13 protein-coding genes are annotated in these 14,745 nt (G+C 68.2%); 10 read left to right on the top strand and 3 right to left on the bottom strand.

Annotated features, from left to right (window positions below):
- Positions 1 to 167: 167 nt before the first annotated feature.
- On the bottom strand, positions 168 to 2,738 hold the full coding sequence (gene otsB, locus ACFXKN_RS26600; RefSeq protein ID WP_378970937.1) for a trehalose-phosphatase: 2,571 nt from the start codon (positions 2,736 to 2,738) through the stop codon (positions 168 to 170).
- Positions 2,739 to 3,081: 343 nt separating this feature from the next.
- Complete coding sequence (gene kstR / locus ACFXKN_RS26595) at positions 3,082 to 3,696, bottom strand: cholesterol catabolism transcriptional regulator KstR (protein WP_379434021.1); 615 nt, start codon at positions 3,694 to 3,696, stop codon at positions 3,082 to 3,084.
- A gap of 147 nt (positions 3,697 to 3,843) precedes the next feature.
- Here kstR and ACFXKN_RS26590 point away from each other — a divergent pair, with 147 nt between their 5' ends.
- The 7 genes from ACFXKN_RS26590 to ACFXKN_RS26560 all read left to right on the top strand — a co-directional run bounded on the left by ACFXKN_RS26590 (position 3,844) and on the right by ACFXKN_RS26560 (position 11,339).
- Entirely contained in the window at positions 3,844 to 5,970 is a 2,127-nt protein-coding gene (locus ACFXKN_RS26590) for an acyl-CoA dehydrogenase family protein (RefSeq protein ID WP_378970910.1), read from the top strand.
- Positions 5,971 to 5,974: 4 nt separating this feature from the next.
- Positions 5,975 to 7,054, top strand: coding sequence for an acyl-CoA dehydrogenase family protein (locus ACFXKN_RS26585; RefSeq protein ID WP_378970898.1), 1,080 nt, complete (start codon positions 5,975 to 5,977; stop codon positions 7,052 to 7,054).
- The gene (locus ACFXKN_RS26580) at positions 7,039 to 8,202 is read left to right on the top strand and encodes an acyl-CoA dehydrogenase family protein (protein WP_378970891.1); all 1,164 of its coding nucleotides are present in this window, start codon (positions 7,039 to 7,041) and stop codon (positions 8,200 to 8,202) included. The genes ACFXKN_RS26585 and ACFXKN_RS26580 overlap by 16 nt, the downstream gene beginning before the upstream one ends.
- A 14-nt stretch (positions 8,203 to 8,216) precedes the next feature.
- Positions 8,217 to 9,170, top strand: coding sequence for a bifunctional MaoC family dehydratase N-terminal/OB-fold nucleic acid binding domain-containing protein (locus tag ACFXKN_RS26575; protein WP_378970882.1), 954 nt, complete (start codon positions 8,217 to 8,219; stop codon positions 9,168 to 9,170).
- Positions 9,171 to 9,258: 88 nt separating this feature from the next.
- Entirely contained in the window at positions 9,259 to 9,681 is a 423-nt protein-coding gene (locus tag ACFXKN_RS26570) for a MaoC family dehydratase (RefSeq protein ID WP_378970866.1), read from the top strand.
- Positions 9,678 to 10,859, top strand: coding sequence for a lipid-transfer protein (locus ACFXKN_RS26565; protein ID WP_378970862.1), 1,182 nt, complete (start codon positions 9,678 to 9,680; stop codon positions 10,857 to 10,859). The genes ACFXKN_RS26570 and ACFXKN_RS26565 overlap by 4 nt, the downstream gene beginning before the upstream one ends.
- A 42-nt stretch (positions 10,860 to 10,901) precedes the next feature.
- A complete protein-coding gene (locus ACFXKN_RS26560; RefSeq protein ID WP_378970852.1) occupies positions 10,902 to 11,339 on the top strand; it encodes an NUDIX domain-containing protein in 438 nt (145 codons plus the stop codon).
- Here ACFXKN_RS26560 and ACFXKN_RS26555 read toward each other — a convergent pair.
- Positions 11,312 to 11,917 carry a TetR/AcrR family transcriptional regulator gene (locus ACFXKN_RS26555; protein WP_378970847.1) on the bottom strand — a complete coding sequence of 202 codons (606 nt, stop codon included), beginning with the start codon at positions 11,915 to 11,917 and terminating at the stop codon, positions 11,312 to 11,314. The two genes, ACFXKN_RS26560 and ACFXKN_RS26555, sit on opposite strands and share 28 nt — an antisense overlap.
- A gap of 65 nt (positions 11,918 to 11,982) precedes the next feature.
- On the opposite strand from ACFXKN_RS26555, the gene zapE reads away from it, so the two are divergent.
- The 3 genes from zapE (at position 11,983) to ACFXKN_RS26540 (ending at position 14,737) form a co-directional block, all read left to right on the top strand.
- A complete protein-coding gene (gene zapE / locus ACFXKN_RS26550; RefSeq protein ID WP_378970842.1) occupies positions 11,983 to 13,161 on the top strand; it encodes a cell division protein ZapE in 1,179 nt (392 codons plus the stop codon).
- A gap of 146 nt (positions 13,162 to 13,307) precedes the next feature.
- Entirely contained in the window at positions 13,308 to 14,246 is a 939-nt protein-coding gene (locus ACFXKN_RS26545; protein ID WP_378970833.1) for a DUF4129 domain-containing protein, read from the top strand.
- Positions 14,243 to 14,737: a hypothetical protein gene (locus ACFXKN_RS26540; protein WP_379434020.1), complete on the top strand. Its 495-nt coding sequence runs from the start codon at positions 14,243 to 14,245 to the stop codon at positions 14,735 to 14,737. The genes ACFXKN_RS26545 and ACFXKN_RS26540 overlap by 4 nt, the downstream gene beginning before the upstream one ends.
- The last annotated feature ends 8 nt before the right edge of the window (positions 14,738 to 14,745 follow it).

The raw sequence follows: 14,745 nt of genomic DNA, 5'->3' as shown, positions 1-14,745 counted from the left end.
CGGCGACCCGGCCGCGGACCGGCCACTTCGTGGCCGCCGCTCCCCAGGGGTCGCGGGTGCGGGGTTGGGAGTGCGGTCATGGCGGTCTTGGGGTGCGCGGTGGGGTGGTAGTGCCATGGCGGATTTGGGGTGTGCGGTGTGGATGGTGGTGAGTGCTGGTTGGTCGGTTACACGAGGGCGTTGACCGGCTGGCTCAGTAGCTGAGCGCAGCGCAGCAGGCCCAGGTGGCTGTAAGCCTGGGGGTGATTACCGAGGGAACGCTCGGCGACGGGGTCGTATTCCTCGCTGAGCAGGCCGGTGGGGCCCGCCGCCGCTACGAGCTGGGCGAAGAGTGCCTCGGCATCGGAGCGCCTGCCGATCAGCAGGTAGGCCTCCACCAGCCAGGCGGCACACAGGTGGAAGCCACCTTCGCCGCCGGGCAGGCCGTCGTCGTGGTGGTAGCGGTACACCGTCGCACCACTGCGCAGCTCGGCCTCGGTGGCCACCACCGTCGCGGCGAAGCGGGGGTCGGCGGGGTCGATCAGGCCGCTCAGGCCGATGTGCAGGGTGGCCGCGTCCAGATCGGTGCCGTCGTAGGCGGCGGTGTAGGACTGGACCTCGTCGTTCCAGCCCTTCGCCTTCACCTCGTCGGCGATCGTGTCGCGCAGCGTCACCCAGTCGGGGTCGGCGGGGCGATCGAAGCGCTCGGCCAGGGTCAGTGCGCGGTCGATGGTGAGCCAGCCCATCACCTTCGAGTACACGTGGTGGCGCGGATTGCCGCGGATCTCCCAGATGCCGTGGTCGGGTTCGGTCCAGCGCCGCTGCACCGCCGACACCATCGCGGACACCAGTTCCCAGTCGGCGTCCGGCAGGGCCTTGGCCGGGGAGGTGATGCCCTGACGCTCGCGTTCGTGTGACATCGAGGTGATCAGGTCGACGATCGGCCCGAACACGTCGAGTTGCACCTGCATATTGGCCGCGTTGCCCACCCGCACCGGCCGCGACCCGGCATAGCCGGGCAGCGCGTCGATCACGGCTTCGGGCGGCAGGGTCTCGCCGTAGATCGTGTACAGCGGGTGCAGGCGCTCGGGCCCCGGCAGGGTGTCGAGCACCTTGTGTACCCAGCCGAGGAATTCGTCGGCCTCGGTGAGCGAGCCGAGGGTCACCAGCGCCTGCGCGGTCAGCGACGCGTCACGCAGCCAGCAGTAGCGGTAGTCCCAGTTGCGTACGCCGCCGATGTCCTCGGGCAGCGAGGTGGTGGCCGCGGCCAGGATCGACCCGGACGGGCGATGCACCAGACCGCGCAGCGTCAGCGCCGACCGCTTCATCAGATCCGGCTTGAGCGGCGGCAACTGCAACCCGGCCGCCCACTGTGACCAGTACTGCTCGGCGAGCTGTCGGCGTTGCGGCTCCGGCGTCATCGAGGGTGCGAGATCGGCCGTCCCGCATCGCAATTCGAGCACGACCGGCCCGAGCGACGGATCGACCACCGCGCGCGCCTGCTCGTTGGTGCCGTCGGACCGGATCTCCCACACCACACCGGGGGAGCGCAGCACCATCGGATCGTTGGTGCCGCTGACCTGAATCCCGTTGCGCACGGCCTCCATTCGCACCGGCACCTGACCGAACTCCGGCTGCGGCGCGAAGGTGACGACGGCCTTCGCGGTGCCGGTGATCACCCTGGTCAGATCGGTGCGATCGGGGGCGACGTCGTGCGGCAGGTAGTCGGCCACTTGCAAACTGGCCCACCGTGTTTCGACCGTCATCGTGCCGTCTACGTACCGCTGCGACAGCGGCAGGCTCTGGCGTTCGGGTGCCACTGTGAAGTGCCCGGCCGCCGCGCCGCCGAGCAGGTGCGCGAACACCGCCGCCGAATCCGGCTCGGGGTGGCAGAACCAGGTGACCGTCGCGTCAGGGGTGAGCAGTGCGACCGAGCGCGGGCTGGCGAGCATGCTCAGCCGCTCGATCCGCGGTGCGCTCGCCCCGGCCAGCCAGGTGCGCCGCTCCTCGACCAGGAACGCCAGCGCGCGCGCCACGTCTTCGGTGGAGTCCACGTGCAGCTTGGCGATGGTCTCGCCCTCGCCGACCTTGATGCCCACATCGGGTCCCGACAGCACCCGGAACGCCTTCTCGTCGGTGACGTCGTCGCCGAAGAACACTGCGGCGGAAGCGCTTTCCTGATGACGAATGGTGTCGAGCGCGGTGCCCTTGTCGGTCGGGATCACCGCGAGCTCGATCACCGCCTTGCCCTCGGTCACCTGCACGCCCACCCAGCAAGCCGGGCCCTGGCGCACGGAAGTCAGTGCGCGCCTGCCGATTTCAGGGCTGGCGTTACGCACGTGCAGCGCGGCGCTGGCCGGCTTCATCTCGACGGTTACGCCCGGGTTCTCGGCGGCGATCTTGGAGAACGCTGAATTGATCTCCGTCAGTAGCTGTTTGGCGTCATTGTCGATCGCGTGCACGAAGCCGACGTCGAATTCCGAGCCGTGACTTCCGATCAGCTGCACCTCGACCGGCAGGCGCGACAGCGCGGCCAGATCGCGTAGCGCTCTGCCGGAAATCACCGCCGCGGTAGTGTTCGACAACCCCGCCAGCGCGCGTAACGCGCTCACCGATTCCCGTTGGGGAAACGCTTTCGACGGGTCGGACACGATCGGGGCGATTGTCCCGTCGTAGTCCGAGGCAACCAAGAGCCGTGGCACGCGCGCAACCGACGCCAGTGCACGGCGGACATCCAAGGGCAGTTCCTGTGCGCTCACGCATCCAACCTAGTGATGGGAGGAGTTGATCAGGGGGCGCGAAAAACAATACTGCGTCAATTTTGCCGCGCGAGCGGCGCGGCGGGTTGTGCGCACGATCCCCGTTCGTTTGCTCGCGACCTTACGGCAAATTCCGGACCGGCGGCCTGCCGTCGCCCGCCGGATCTGTCGAGCTCACCGGGCGTATGGCGGCCCGGCGAGGCGCGCGGGGCCGGTAGATGCGCTGTTTCGCATATGCGACGTCGGCTATGCATCTTCCTACTGGAAGACGCACAGCCGACGTGTGTCAACAGCTATGGGTGATTTGTGATGATGCGGCAGTACGAATTGCCGGGTTGCTGAGTTATCCGCGATTGCCCAGCAACAGGTCGACGGTGAGCTCGAGCCGTTCCGTTACATCGGTCGCGGAGGCTCGCCGAGTGAGCCAGGCCACCAGGTTCGACAGCCACACATCGGAGATGACGCGGGCGATCGCGAGCTGACGTTCGTCGGGTTCGCCGTCGCTCATCGCGCGGGCGAAGACCCGGTCCATCACCTTGCCGACCCGATCGACCTCCGCGGCGGCCGAGGCGTCGGCGAACATGAACGCGCGCGTCATGGCCTCGGTGAGTAGGGGGTCGCGCTGCATCATCCGGGTGATCTGGGTGAGCAGGGTGTGCATCCGCTCGGAGGGGCCGTCGCCGGGTAGTGGCTTGCGCTTGCCCTCGAACATCTCGAATTCCCTGGCCAGCGCCGAGACGAGTAGGTGCACCTTGGACGGGAAGTAGCGGTACAGGGTGCCGACGGCGACATCGGCGCGTTCGGCGACCGCGCGCATCTGCACGGCGTCGTAGCCGCCCTTGGAGGCCAGCGCGAGGGTGGCGTCGAGGATGCGCTTGCGCCGGTCGCGTTGCGCGCCGGAGCTGAGCTCTTCCTCGGACAGCGTTGTCACGGTGGGCGTTGGTGCAGGCCTGTCCATCGTGGAAACCCTTTCGCTTCGGTGAAATTTCGTCGGCCGCGCCGAGCGAAAAACGTGGAGCGAGTGTAGCGCTCTTGACTTATGCCCGGCCTAGATATTAGAACATGTTCTAGGAGTGGTAACCACGCCGGAAAGGCGGATCTTCTTGTGACCATCGCCACCACTGACGAGCACAAAGCCGTCGCGGCGTCGCTGCGGGGCTGGGCGAGTTCGGTCGCGCCGATTGAAACAATGCGGGCAGGCGGTTCGGGCGCCTGGCGCGACTACTGGCCCGCGCTCGGCGAGTTCGGGCTGTTCGAAGTCGCCCTGTCCGAGGACAATGGCGGGCTCGGCGGCACGGTCGCGGACCTCGCTGTCATGCTCGAGCAGACCGGCGACGACTTGGTCGGCGGTCCGGTACTGGCGACCGCGCTGGCCGGACTGATCACCAAGGGCGCGCTCGCCGAGGGTGCCCCGTGCGCGGTCGCGGTGCCCGGCGACGAGCAGGCGGCGAAGGCGGCTCCCACCGATGCCGGCTGGAGTGTCACCGGCACGTGGGATGTCGTCTACGGCGCCGATGCCGATACGCAGGTCCTGGTGCCCGCCGACACCGTCGACGGCACCCGCTGGCTGCTGATTCCGGCTGCGGCGGTGACGATTACGCTGCTGTCGCAGGGCGACCACACCGTGCCGCTGGCGCGGGTGAGCGCCACCGAGGTGGCGGTTCCCGCTGAGCACGGCTTCGCGCCCACCGCCGATGTCACCGATCTGTTCGTGGCACTCGCGGTGTCGGAACTGGCGGGCGTGGCCGGCTGGTGCTTGCGCACAGCCGTCGAATATGCCCGTGTCCGTGAACAATTCGGCAAACCCATCGGCAGCTTCCAAGCGATCAAGCACCTGTGTGCCTGGATGCTGTGCCGCACCGAACTGATCCGCGCGGTCGCCGCCGACGCCGCTGCCGCAATCGATGAAGGTGGCGACGAACTCCCGATCGCCGCCGCTGTCGCCGCGTCGGTGGCCTTGGACGCCGCGGTCGACAACGCCAAGGACGCCATCCAGGTGCTCGGCGGTATCGGCTTCACCTGGGAGCATGACGCGCACTTCTACCTGCGCCGGGCGAGCTCGCTGCGCCAGCTGCTCGGTGGCTCGGCACGCTGGCGGGCCAGGGTCACCGAGCTCACCAGGGCCGGTCAGCGGCGCACCACCGGTGCCGAGCGGGTCCTCGGCGACGCGACGGGCGACTCCGCGCTGACCGCCGAGATCGCCGCCATCGCCGCGCTCACGCCCGAACAGCAGCAGCGCGCCCTGGTCGAGGGCGGTTTCGTGATGCCGCATTGGCCGAAACCATATGGGCGCGAAGCGGATCCGATGACTTGCCTGCAGATCGGCGAGCAGCTGCGCCAGGCCGATCTGCAGACCCCCGACCTGGCGATCGCGGGCTGGGCGGTGCCGACCCTGCTGCGTTTCGGCACGCCCGAGCAGATCGAGCGCTATGTCTGGCCGTCGCTGCACGGCGAGGTGACCTGGTGCCAGCTGTTCAGCGAACCGGGCGCCGGCTCGGACCTCGCCGCCCTGCGGACCACCGCCGAGAAGGTCGACGGTGGCTGGGTGCTGCGCGGCCAGAAGGTGTGGACGTCGCTGGGAACTATCGCGAACTGGGGCATCTGCCTGGCCCGCACCGATCCCACCGCCGCCAAGCACCGCGGGATCAGCTACTTCCTGGTCGACATGCGCGCCGCGGGCGTGCAGGTGCGCCCGCTGGTCACGATCACCGGTGAGGAACGCTTCAGCGAGGTTTTCCTCGACGACGTGTTCGTGCCCGACGAAGGCCTGGTCGGCGCGCTGAACAACGGCTGGAAGATCGCGCGCACCACCCTGACGGCCGAACGGGTCGCCATGGGCGGCGGTGGTATCGGCGGCGCGCTGGAAGCGCTGCTCGACAGCTTCCCGGCCGGCGGTGGCTGGGGATCTGAACTGCGTGAGGACCGCTTCGGTGCCCTGATCACCTCCTCGGTCGCCGGTTCCCTGCTGGAACAGCGGATCGCGGTGGCGACCATGGCCGGCGTGGACGCGGGCCCGCAGGCCAGCGTCCGCAAGCTCGTCGGCGTCCGGCACCGGCAGGACCTGGCCGAGTTCGAGCTGGAACTCAACGGCCGTGACGGTGCCATGGAGAACATCGCCCTGCAAGAATTCCTGCTCACACGCTGCCTCTCCATCGCGGGTGGTACCGAGCAGATCCTGTTGACCGTGGCCGCCGAGCGGATCCTCGGTCTGCCGCGCGACGCGGACAGTTAGCTCGATGAGAGAGGACGCCGTGGACTTCAACCGCGACGAAAGCGCCGACGCTGTAGCCGAGGTGGTCGTGAGCCTGCTCGAACGTGAGCAGGCCCGCGATATGCAATTGTGGCCGAGCCTGATCGACTCCGGTCTGCTCGCGGTCGCCGTACCCGAGCGGTTCGGTGGCGACGGCATGGGCCTGCTGGAGGTATCGGCGCTGCTCATGGAGCTGGCAACGGATGCTGTCGCGGTGCCCGCGCTGCCGACCTTCGGGTTCGGCGTGCTGCCGCTGCTGTCGCAGCTGTCCGACGAGCTCGCCGAGCGGGTGCTCGCCGAGGTCGGCAAGGGCACCGTGCTCACCGCGGCGCTCAATGAACCGGGCGCGCCGTTCACCACCGCGCCGAGCACCACCGCGGTGCGCGCGGGTGACACGGTGCGGATCACCGGCCGCAAGGTCGGTGTGATCTACGCCGAACAGGCACGCTGGATCCTGGTCCCCACCGATTCCGGTGTGGCCCTTGTCGAGTCGGTGGCACCGGGGATCGAGATCCTGCCGATCGCCGGCTCGGCGGGTATCCCGGAGGCGACGCTCGTGCTCGACGACGTCGAGATCCCGGCCGCCCAGCTGCTGCCCGACGCGCTGCCCACGCTGCACCGCTACGCCCTGGCGAGCGTCGGCGCGGTCGCCGACGGCCTGCTCGCAGGCGCGTTGAAGCTGACCGCCGAACACGTGCGCACCCGCCACCAGTTCGGTCGGCCGCTGGCCGAGTTCCAGGCGGTGGCCCAGCAGATCGCGGATCTGTACGTGGTCTCGCGCACCCTGCATGTCGCCGCCGAGTCGGCGTGCTGGGCACTGGCACAGGATGATTCGTCGCCGGAGCGTCAGCGCCGGATCGACGAGGACCTCGACGTGCTCGCCTACTGGGCGGCGGCCGAAGTGCCGCGCGCGATGCAGAAATGTCATCACCTGCACGGTGGCCTCGGGGCCGACATCACCCACCCGATGCACCGCTACTTCTCACAGGCCAAAGACCTCGTCCGCCTGCTCGGTGGCGCCGGTCTGCGCCTCGACCTTCTGGGGGCAAGATGTTCATCGATCTGACCGCCGAGCAACAGCGACTGCGCGACGAATTGCGTTCCTATTTCGCCGATCTGGTGAGCCCGGCGGAAGCGGCCGCGATGGCCACCGACCGGCACGGCGACGCTTACCGCGAAGTGGTGTGCCGGATGGGCCGTGACGGCTGGCTCGGTGTCGGCTGGCCAAAGGAGTTCGGCGGCCAGGGCTTCGGTCCGATGGAACAGCAGATCTTCTTCAACGAGGCGGTCCGCGCCGATGTGCCGCTGCCGCTGGTGACGCTGCTGACGGTCGGCCCGACTTTGCAGAAGTACGGCACCGATCTGCAGAAGAAGAAGTTCCTGCCCGGAATCCTTTCCGGTGACATCCATTTCGCGATCGGTTACTCCGAACCGGATGCCGGAACCGACCTGGCCTCACTGCGGACGTCCGCCGTGCGCGACAGCAACGGCGACTGGATCATCAACGGGCAGAAGACCTTCACCACCGGCGCGCACGAAGCCGACTATGTGTGGGTGGCCTGCCGGACCGGTTCGGTCGAGTCGCGCCACCGGGGGATCACGATCCTGATCGTGGATACCAAGGATCCCGGCTACTCGTGGACGCCGATCATCACCGCCGACGGCGCCCACCACACCAACGCCACCTACTTCGACGACGTGCGGGTGCCCGCGGAGATGCTGGTCGGCGAGGAGAACAAGGGCTGGCGGTTGATCACCACCCAGCTCAACCACGAGCGGGTCAGTCTCGGTCCGTCGGGCAAGATCGAGCAACTCTACGATCGCCTGCACGACTGGTCGGCTGAGCACGGCTTGCTCGGCGAGCCGGAGGTTCGCCGCGCGCTCGGCCGGGTACGCACCATGGTGCGGCTCAACGAGCTGCTGAACTGGCAGGTCGCCGCCGCCGACAGCACCGCCGCGCAGAACGCGGTGATCGCCGACGCCTCGGCCACCAAGGTCTTCTCCACCGAGTCGTTGCAGGAGGCCGGTCGGCTGGTCGAGGAGATCATCGGCCGCTTCGGTGATCTGGCCGAGCCGGATACGGCGGCGTTGATGGGGTGGCTGGACCGGCGCACCAAACAGAACGTCGTCGTCACCTTCGGCGGCGGCGTGAACGAGATCATGCGCGAACTGGTGGCCACGGCCGGCCTCGAACTGCCGCGCGTCCCCCGATGAGCAAGGAGTCGCGCGTGCCGGAAGGTATTGCCCCCGAAGATGTTCCCGAGGCGCTGGCGAAGCTGTCGGCCGCGGGCGAATCGGCGCCACGGGCCGGACGTGATCCGGTGAACCGGCCGATGATCAACAACTGGGTCGAGGCGATCGGCGACACCAACCCGATCTACGTCGACGAGGCCGCCGCCAAGGCTGCCGGTCATCCGGGCATCGTCGCCCCGCCTGCCATGGCGCAGGTGTGGACGATGAACGGTCTGCGCGGTGTGCGCACCGCCGACGATCCGCTCGGCCTGGCGACGCAGTTGCTCGACGACGCGGGCTACACCTCGGTCGTCGGCACCAACTGCGAGCAGACCTATCACCGTTACCTCCAGCCGGGCGAGGAGGTGACTGTCACCAGCAGGCTCTCGGAATTCAAGGGGCCCAAGCGAACCGGGCTCGGTGACGGCTGGTTCCTGACCTTCGCCACTACCTGGTCGGTCGGCGACGAGGTGGTCACCGAAATGCTGTTCCGCATCCTGAAATTCGCGCCCGCCGCGAAAGACGATGTGGCCGCAGGCGATATCGCCCTCGCGCCCGAGGGTCGGGTCGGACCGGTCATCTCCAAGGACACCGAATTCTTCTGGGCCGGAACCGAAATCGGCGAGCTGCGGATCCAGCGCAGGCCCGACGGCACCCTGCAGCATCCGCCGGTGCCCGCCCTCTGGCAGGACAAGGCCGAGACCACCGACTATGTGGTGTCCGCCGGTACCGGCACGGTGTTCAGCTTCGTCGTGCACCACGCGCCGAAGGTGCCAGGACGCGAGCTGCCCTTCGTTGTCGCGCTGGTCGAACTCGACGAGGGTGTGCGGATGCTCGGTGAGCTGCGCGGCATCGACCCGGCCGAGGTCGCCATCGGCGTACCCGTCCGCGTGGCCTTCGAGAAACTCGGCGACGGAACCGTCCTGCCGTACTGGCAGGCCGTGCGATGACCGGCGCACCCCACGCAGGCGCAACGCGGTCCACCGTCGGCGGTCATGGCATGCCGACGCGCTCTGTCCGTCCGGAAAGGACCTGCTAGTGACAACGACTATCGATCCCGCGGCCATCGCAGTGGGCGCTGTCCTCCCGGAGCTGGTGATCCACGCCGATCCCACCTTCGTGATCAGCACCGCGCTGGCCACCCGGGATTTCCAGGATGTGCATCACGACCGCGACAAGGCGGTCGAGCGTGGCTCCAGCGATATCTTCGTCAATATCCTCACCGACACCGGTCTGGTGCAGCGGTTCGTCACCGACTGGGCGGGTCCGACCGCGCTGGTGAAGTCCATCGCGTTGCGGTTGGGCGTGCCGCTGTATTCCGGTGACACCCTGACTCTTTCGGGCACCGTCACCGAAGTCGCGGGTGCGCGGGTCACCATCGACGTGCGCGGCCGCGACAGCCTCGGTGAGCACATCACCGCCACCGCCGTCATCGGCGTTCCCGAACTGGAGGCGAAATGAGCACCACAGCCGCTGGCCTGTCCGGGCGCGCCGCCATCGTCGGCATCGGCGCCACCGATTTCTCCAAGGATTCCGGCCGCAGTGAACTGCGGCTGGCCGCGGAGGCGGTCAGCGCGGCGCTGGCCGACGCGGGTCTCACTCCCGCCGATGTCGATGGTCTGACCACCTTCACCATGGACACCAACACCCAGGCCGCGGTGGCCAGGGCGGTCGGCATTCCGAGCCTGAAGTTCTTCAGCCACATCGGTTATGGCGGCGGTGCCGCGTGCGCGACCGTGCAGCAGGCCGCCATGGCCGTGGCCACCGGTGTGGCCGATGTCGTGGTCGCCTATCGCGCGTTCAACGAACGTTCCGGCGCCCGATTCGGCCAGTTCTCGCCCGCGCTGGCGGCCGCGCCGACGTCGTCGGGGATCGACGCGGGCTGGGCCTACCCGCAGGGTCTCGGCACGCCCGCCGCGCAGGTCGCGATGGTTGCCCGCCGCTATATGCATGTCACCGGCGCGACCAGCGCCGACTTCGGCGCCGTCGCGGTGGCCGACCGCAAGCACGCCGCGGTGAACCCCAATGCCTTCTTCTACGGCAAGCCGATCACCCTGGAACAGCACCAGGATTCGCGCTGGATCGCCGAACCGCTGCACCTGCTCGACTGCTGCCAGGAGTCCGATGGTGGCGTGGCCATCGTGGTCACCAGTGCCGAACGCGCCCGCGACCTCCCGCAGCGCCCCGCGATCATCGCGGCCGGCGCGCAGGGCAGCGCCGTCGACCAGTACGTGATGACCAGCTACTACCGCGACGCCATGACCGGCCTGCCGGAAATGGGTCTCGTCGGCGACCAGCTGTGGGCGCAGAGTGGCCTGACCGCCGCCGATATGCAGGCCGCGATCCTCTACGACCACTTCACCCCGTTCGTGCTCATGCAGCTCGAGGAACTGGGCTTCTGCCCCCGCGGGGAAGCCAAGAACTTCATCGCCGACGGCGCCATCGAGATCGGCGGCCGCCTTCCGCTCAATACGCACGGCGGTCAGCTCGGTGAGGCCTATATCCACGGCATGAACGGCATCGCCGAAGCGGTCCGCCAGATCCGCGGTACCTCGGTCAACCAGGTAGACGCCCTGGAACGCATCCTGGTTACCGCGGGCACCGGCGTCCCCACCTCCGGGCTGGTGCTGACGTCGTAACACGGTGCCCGTTCGGGCCGCGCCTCTCGTACGCTCGACCAGGTGACTCCCCGCCACCTGGTCGACGTGCACATCCTGCTGATCCGCGGTGACCAGGTCCTGTTGAGCCTGCGCCGCAGCGGCGACGAGTTCGATCACCGCTGGCACCTGCCGTCGGGAAAGCTCGAGGCAGGCGAATCGGTGGCGACGGCCGCGGTCCGGGAAGCCGCGGAGGAGGTCGGGGTCGACCTCGATCCCACCGCGTTGCGTCTGTTTCACGTCGCCCATGTCACCGCCCCCGGCCGTGACTCCCGGCTCGGCCTGTTCTTTCGTGCCGAGGATTGGCGCGGTGAACCTTTCAATCGTGAACCCGATAAATGCTATGCACTGCAGTGGTTTTCGCTGGGTGAATTACCCGCCGACCTGATCGAGTATTCCGCTCTCGGATTGGCGGCGCTGAATTCGGCCGCTCCCTATTCCGAATTCGGTTGGCCCGGCTGATATTGCGGCCACTTGTGGAGAAACTCGGCCAGCGGCCGGGCGAGCTGATCGACGTCGCCCGACGATCCCGCGCGCAGTCCCGCGAACCGATCGAAGACGAGTCCTTCCAGCAGCGCGAGGAAATCGTGGGCCGACTCGCGGGGTTCGGCGGCGCCGAGCGCCTCGAACAGATCGGTGGCGCGCTCCAGCGAGAACAGGCTGCCTGCCAGGCGGGCGTGTAGTTCGGGGTCGGAGAGCACCTCGATGATCAAGGCGTGCCGGGCGATCAGGTCGTGGCGGCGATGGTTGAGTAGCTGATCGAGCCAAGTCGCGATATCGCGTGCGACCTGCGCAGGGTCCAGGGGCTGCCCGCTCGGGAAGTTCGCTTGTGCGGCAAGGAAATCCGCGCGCGACCGGGCAGTGATCCCAGCTGCGACCGCTTCGATCAAGGCCTGTCGCGTGCGGAAGTAGTACGAGGTCGAACCCGGAGGCAACGCCAGCTGAGTGTCCAGCGCGCGGTGGGTGAGCGCGCGGATTCCCCGTGTCGCGATGAGTTCGATGGCGCCCGCCACGATCTGTGCCCGCCGGTCTGTGGACATCGTCACCTCTCCTGGCCGTCGGCGACGCCCGTCCTCTACAACTGTAGAGGATCAAGGAGGCTCGCATGGAACCCGACACCGTGGTGCTCGACCCCGCCCAACAAGCGGCCCTACACGCGCTCGAATCACTGCTCGACGAGGTCCGCCCTCTCGGGCGCCCCGCCGAACACGACGATCGGCGCACGGGTCGTTTCGGCATCCCGCGCAGACGCCCCGCTCAACGCGGCAACCGATGGCCGGGCGCATCTGCCATACCGCGCGGGCGCCCCGCTGCACGCGGCGACCGACATCCAGGTCGACCCGGTGACCTGCGCGCGGGTATCTACCTGCACGGCCGCCCGGGTCGCGGCAAGACGATGGTGATGGACCGCTTCTTCGCCTCGGTCGACACAAACCGCAAGCGCCGCTTCCACTTCCACACCTTCTTCGCGGCCCTGCACTCCGCCACCCACACCCTCGGCTCGATCGAACGCGCCATCGACGAACTCCTCGGCGCCGCCGACCTGGTCTGCTTCGACGAATTCCACGTCAACGACATCGGCGACGCCATGCTCGTCGCTCGCATGCTCGAAGCCCTCTTCGCCGACCACCGCACCCTCGTGGTCACCTCGAACTACCGGCCACGCGACCTCCTGCCCAACCCGTTGTTCCACGATGCCTTCTTGCCCACCATCGAGTTGATCCTCGCCAACCTCGACACCATCACCCTCGATGGACCACTCGACTACCGCACCCGCACGCCACACCGCGACGCCGGCTTCCTCGCGGGTCGCTACGTGCTCACAGGGGGTGTCGGATCGGTGTCACCTCGCGTAGGCTCTGCCGTTGCTCGTCACAGCACGGGTTCGCCCGCTGTGGGGCAGGCTTACTCTCACGACATCGAGCGGTCCGCCGTCGACGTGCCCCTCGGCAACGGCCGAACCATTCGCGCGCACGCCGCCACCGACACCATCACCCTCGACTTCCACGGCATCTGTGCCGCCCCCACGAGCGCCGCCGACTACCTCCGCCTCGCCGAGCGCTTCCGCCACTGGACCATGCGCGAGGTCCCGCCACTTCGCGAGGTCCCGCCCGATTGGTCCATGCGCCTGGTGAACCTCGTCGATGTCCTCTACGACGCCGATCTGCCGTTCACCATCCACGCCGCCGAACCCCCACATGAGTTGACCGCGGGCGTCCCCGCGATTCCCGATCTGGCGCGCACCGCCAGCCGTCTCGGTGAGCTGCCGATAATTGCGTGCTGAAAGGCTCGCATTGCATAGCGGGCCCTTGATCTCGGGGGGACAATAAAGGCAGAGTGGCCGAAAGTGTCGATTCACTCTCGAGCGGACCACTCGCCATGTAACTATGTGGCTGATTTGTGCAGGCTCTGGGGTTTGGTGGTACAGCTGTGATCGGGGTGAATCAGCCCATTACGCGGGCGATTGTCGTGATCGCACTGATCGTCGCCGCGACGATCGCGTTGCAGGGCACCCTGCCCGGCGCCGGGCCGCACTCGACCGGCGCCCCTTCGCCGCTGCTCATCGCCGTGATGCCGGTACTGCTGCTGGTCTCGATCGTCATCCTGGTCGCGGGCGTGATCGCCAGCCAGCATCGGCTGCCGCTGGCGATGCCGGAAGCCGAACGCGACGCCATGCCGCGCATCAAGTGGCGCAGGATGGCGCTGCTGATCCCGATCGCCGTGGCCGGGGTCGCGCTGATCTTCGCCGGTGGTGTCACCGCGCTGTTCCTGCTGCCCGGTGCCCGCCCGATGCAGCCGGCCGCCGAGACGCTGTCCGAGGGCTCCGGCCCCGTGCCGACGACCGACACCCATGCCGCCGATCCCACGACCGGACCTACGGAACTCACCGGCACCGCCCTGGTGATCGCGGCGATCCTGGCCATCGTGCTGATCGTGGTCGCCCTGGTCGGCCTGGTCGTCGTCGCCGTGGCCGCGCGCCGCGAACCGGCCAACGCCGCGGCCATCGAGGACGAACCGAGCGCCAGCGCGGTCGATTCCCTCACGCGCGCTGCCGAAATGGGCCTCGCCGCGATGAACGCCCCCGGTCAGGATCCGCGCACCGCCATCATCGCCTGTTATGTGGCGATGGAGCGCGGCCTGTCCAGCGACCTCGCCGCCCGCCCGCTGGCCTCGGACACCCCGATGGAAGTGCTGGCCCGAGCCTTCGAAAGCGGTGTGCTGCACGATGCTTCGGCCCGTGAGCTGGTCGCGCTTTTCGAGGAGGCGCGGTTCAGCCCGCACTCGATGCTCGAATGGCAGCGCATGCGCGCCGAACAACTGCTGCGCATCGTGCTCACCGATCTGCAACGCAGGCTGGTGACCGCGTGAATCGGACTTCGGTGATTGTCACGGCCGTGCTCGCGGTCGTTGTGATCGAAGTGGTGTTGGTGCGGCTGAACCGTGACTCGGTGCTGCTCGCTGTCACCGTTCCGGTGGCCGCGGCGCTCGCGATGCTGGTCTGGTCGCTGCGCCACCGGGTGATCCGTGAGGAACCGCTCACCGAGTACATCGACAACGGACCGGCGGAGATGCTCGGTCGCTGGCACGCGCGCGCCGAGATGCTCACCGCGCGCGCCGACGGCACCCGTGCCGACTGGGACCGCCACCTGCGGCCGTTGCTCGCCAAGGAATTCGAGGTGTCCACCGGGTTGCGGATTTCCAAGAATCGCCGGGCCACCGAGGCCGCCGGTCAGCTGCAGTTCGGACCTGAACTGTGGCGCTGGGTGGATCCGGCGAACTCCGCGCTGCGCGATCAAACCGGTCGCGCACCGGGTAGAGAGGCGCTGGATGAGATCCTGCGCCGTTTGCAGACGATGTGAGGGGTTAG

The organism is Nocardia sp. NPDC059195, assembly GCF_042754695.1.
In the GTDB taxonomy this organism is placed as follows: Bacteria; Actinomycetota; Actinomycetes; order Mycobacteriales; family Mycobacteriaceae; genus Nocardia.
Note: the sequence above shows the minus strand (reverse complement) of the source record. Positions and strands in the feature narration are given on the sequence as shown.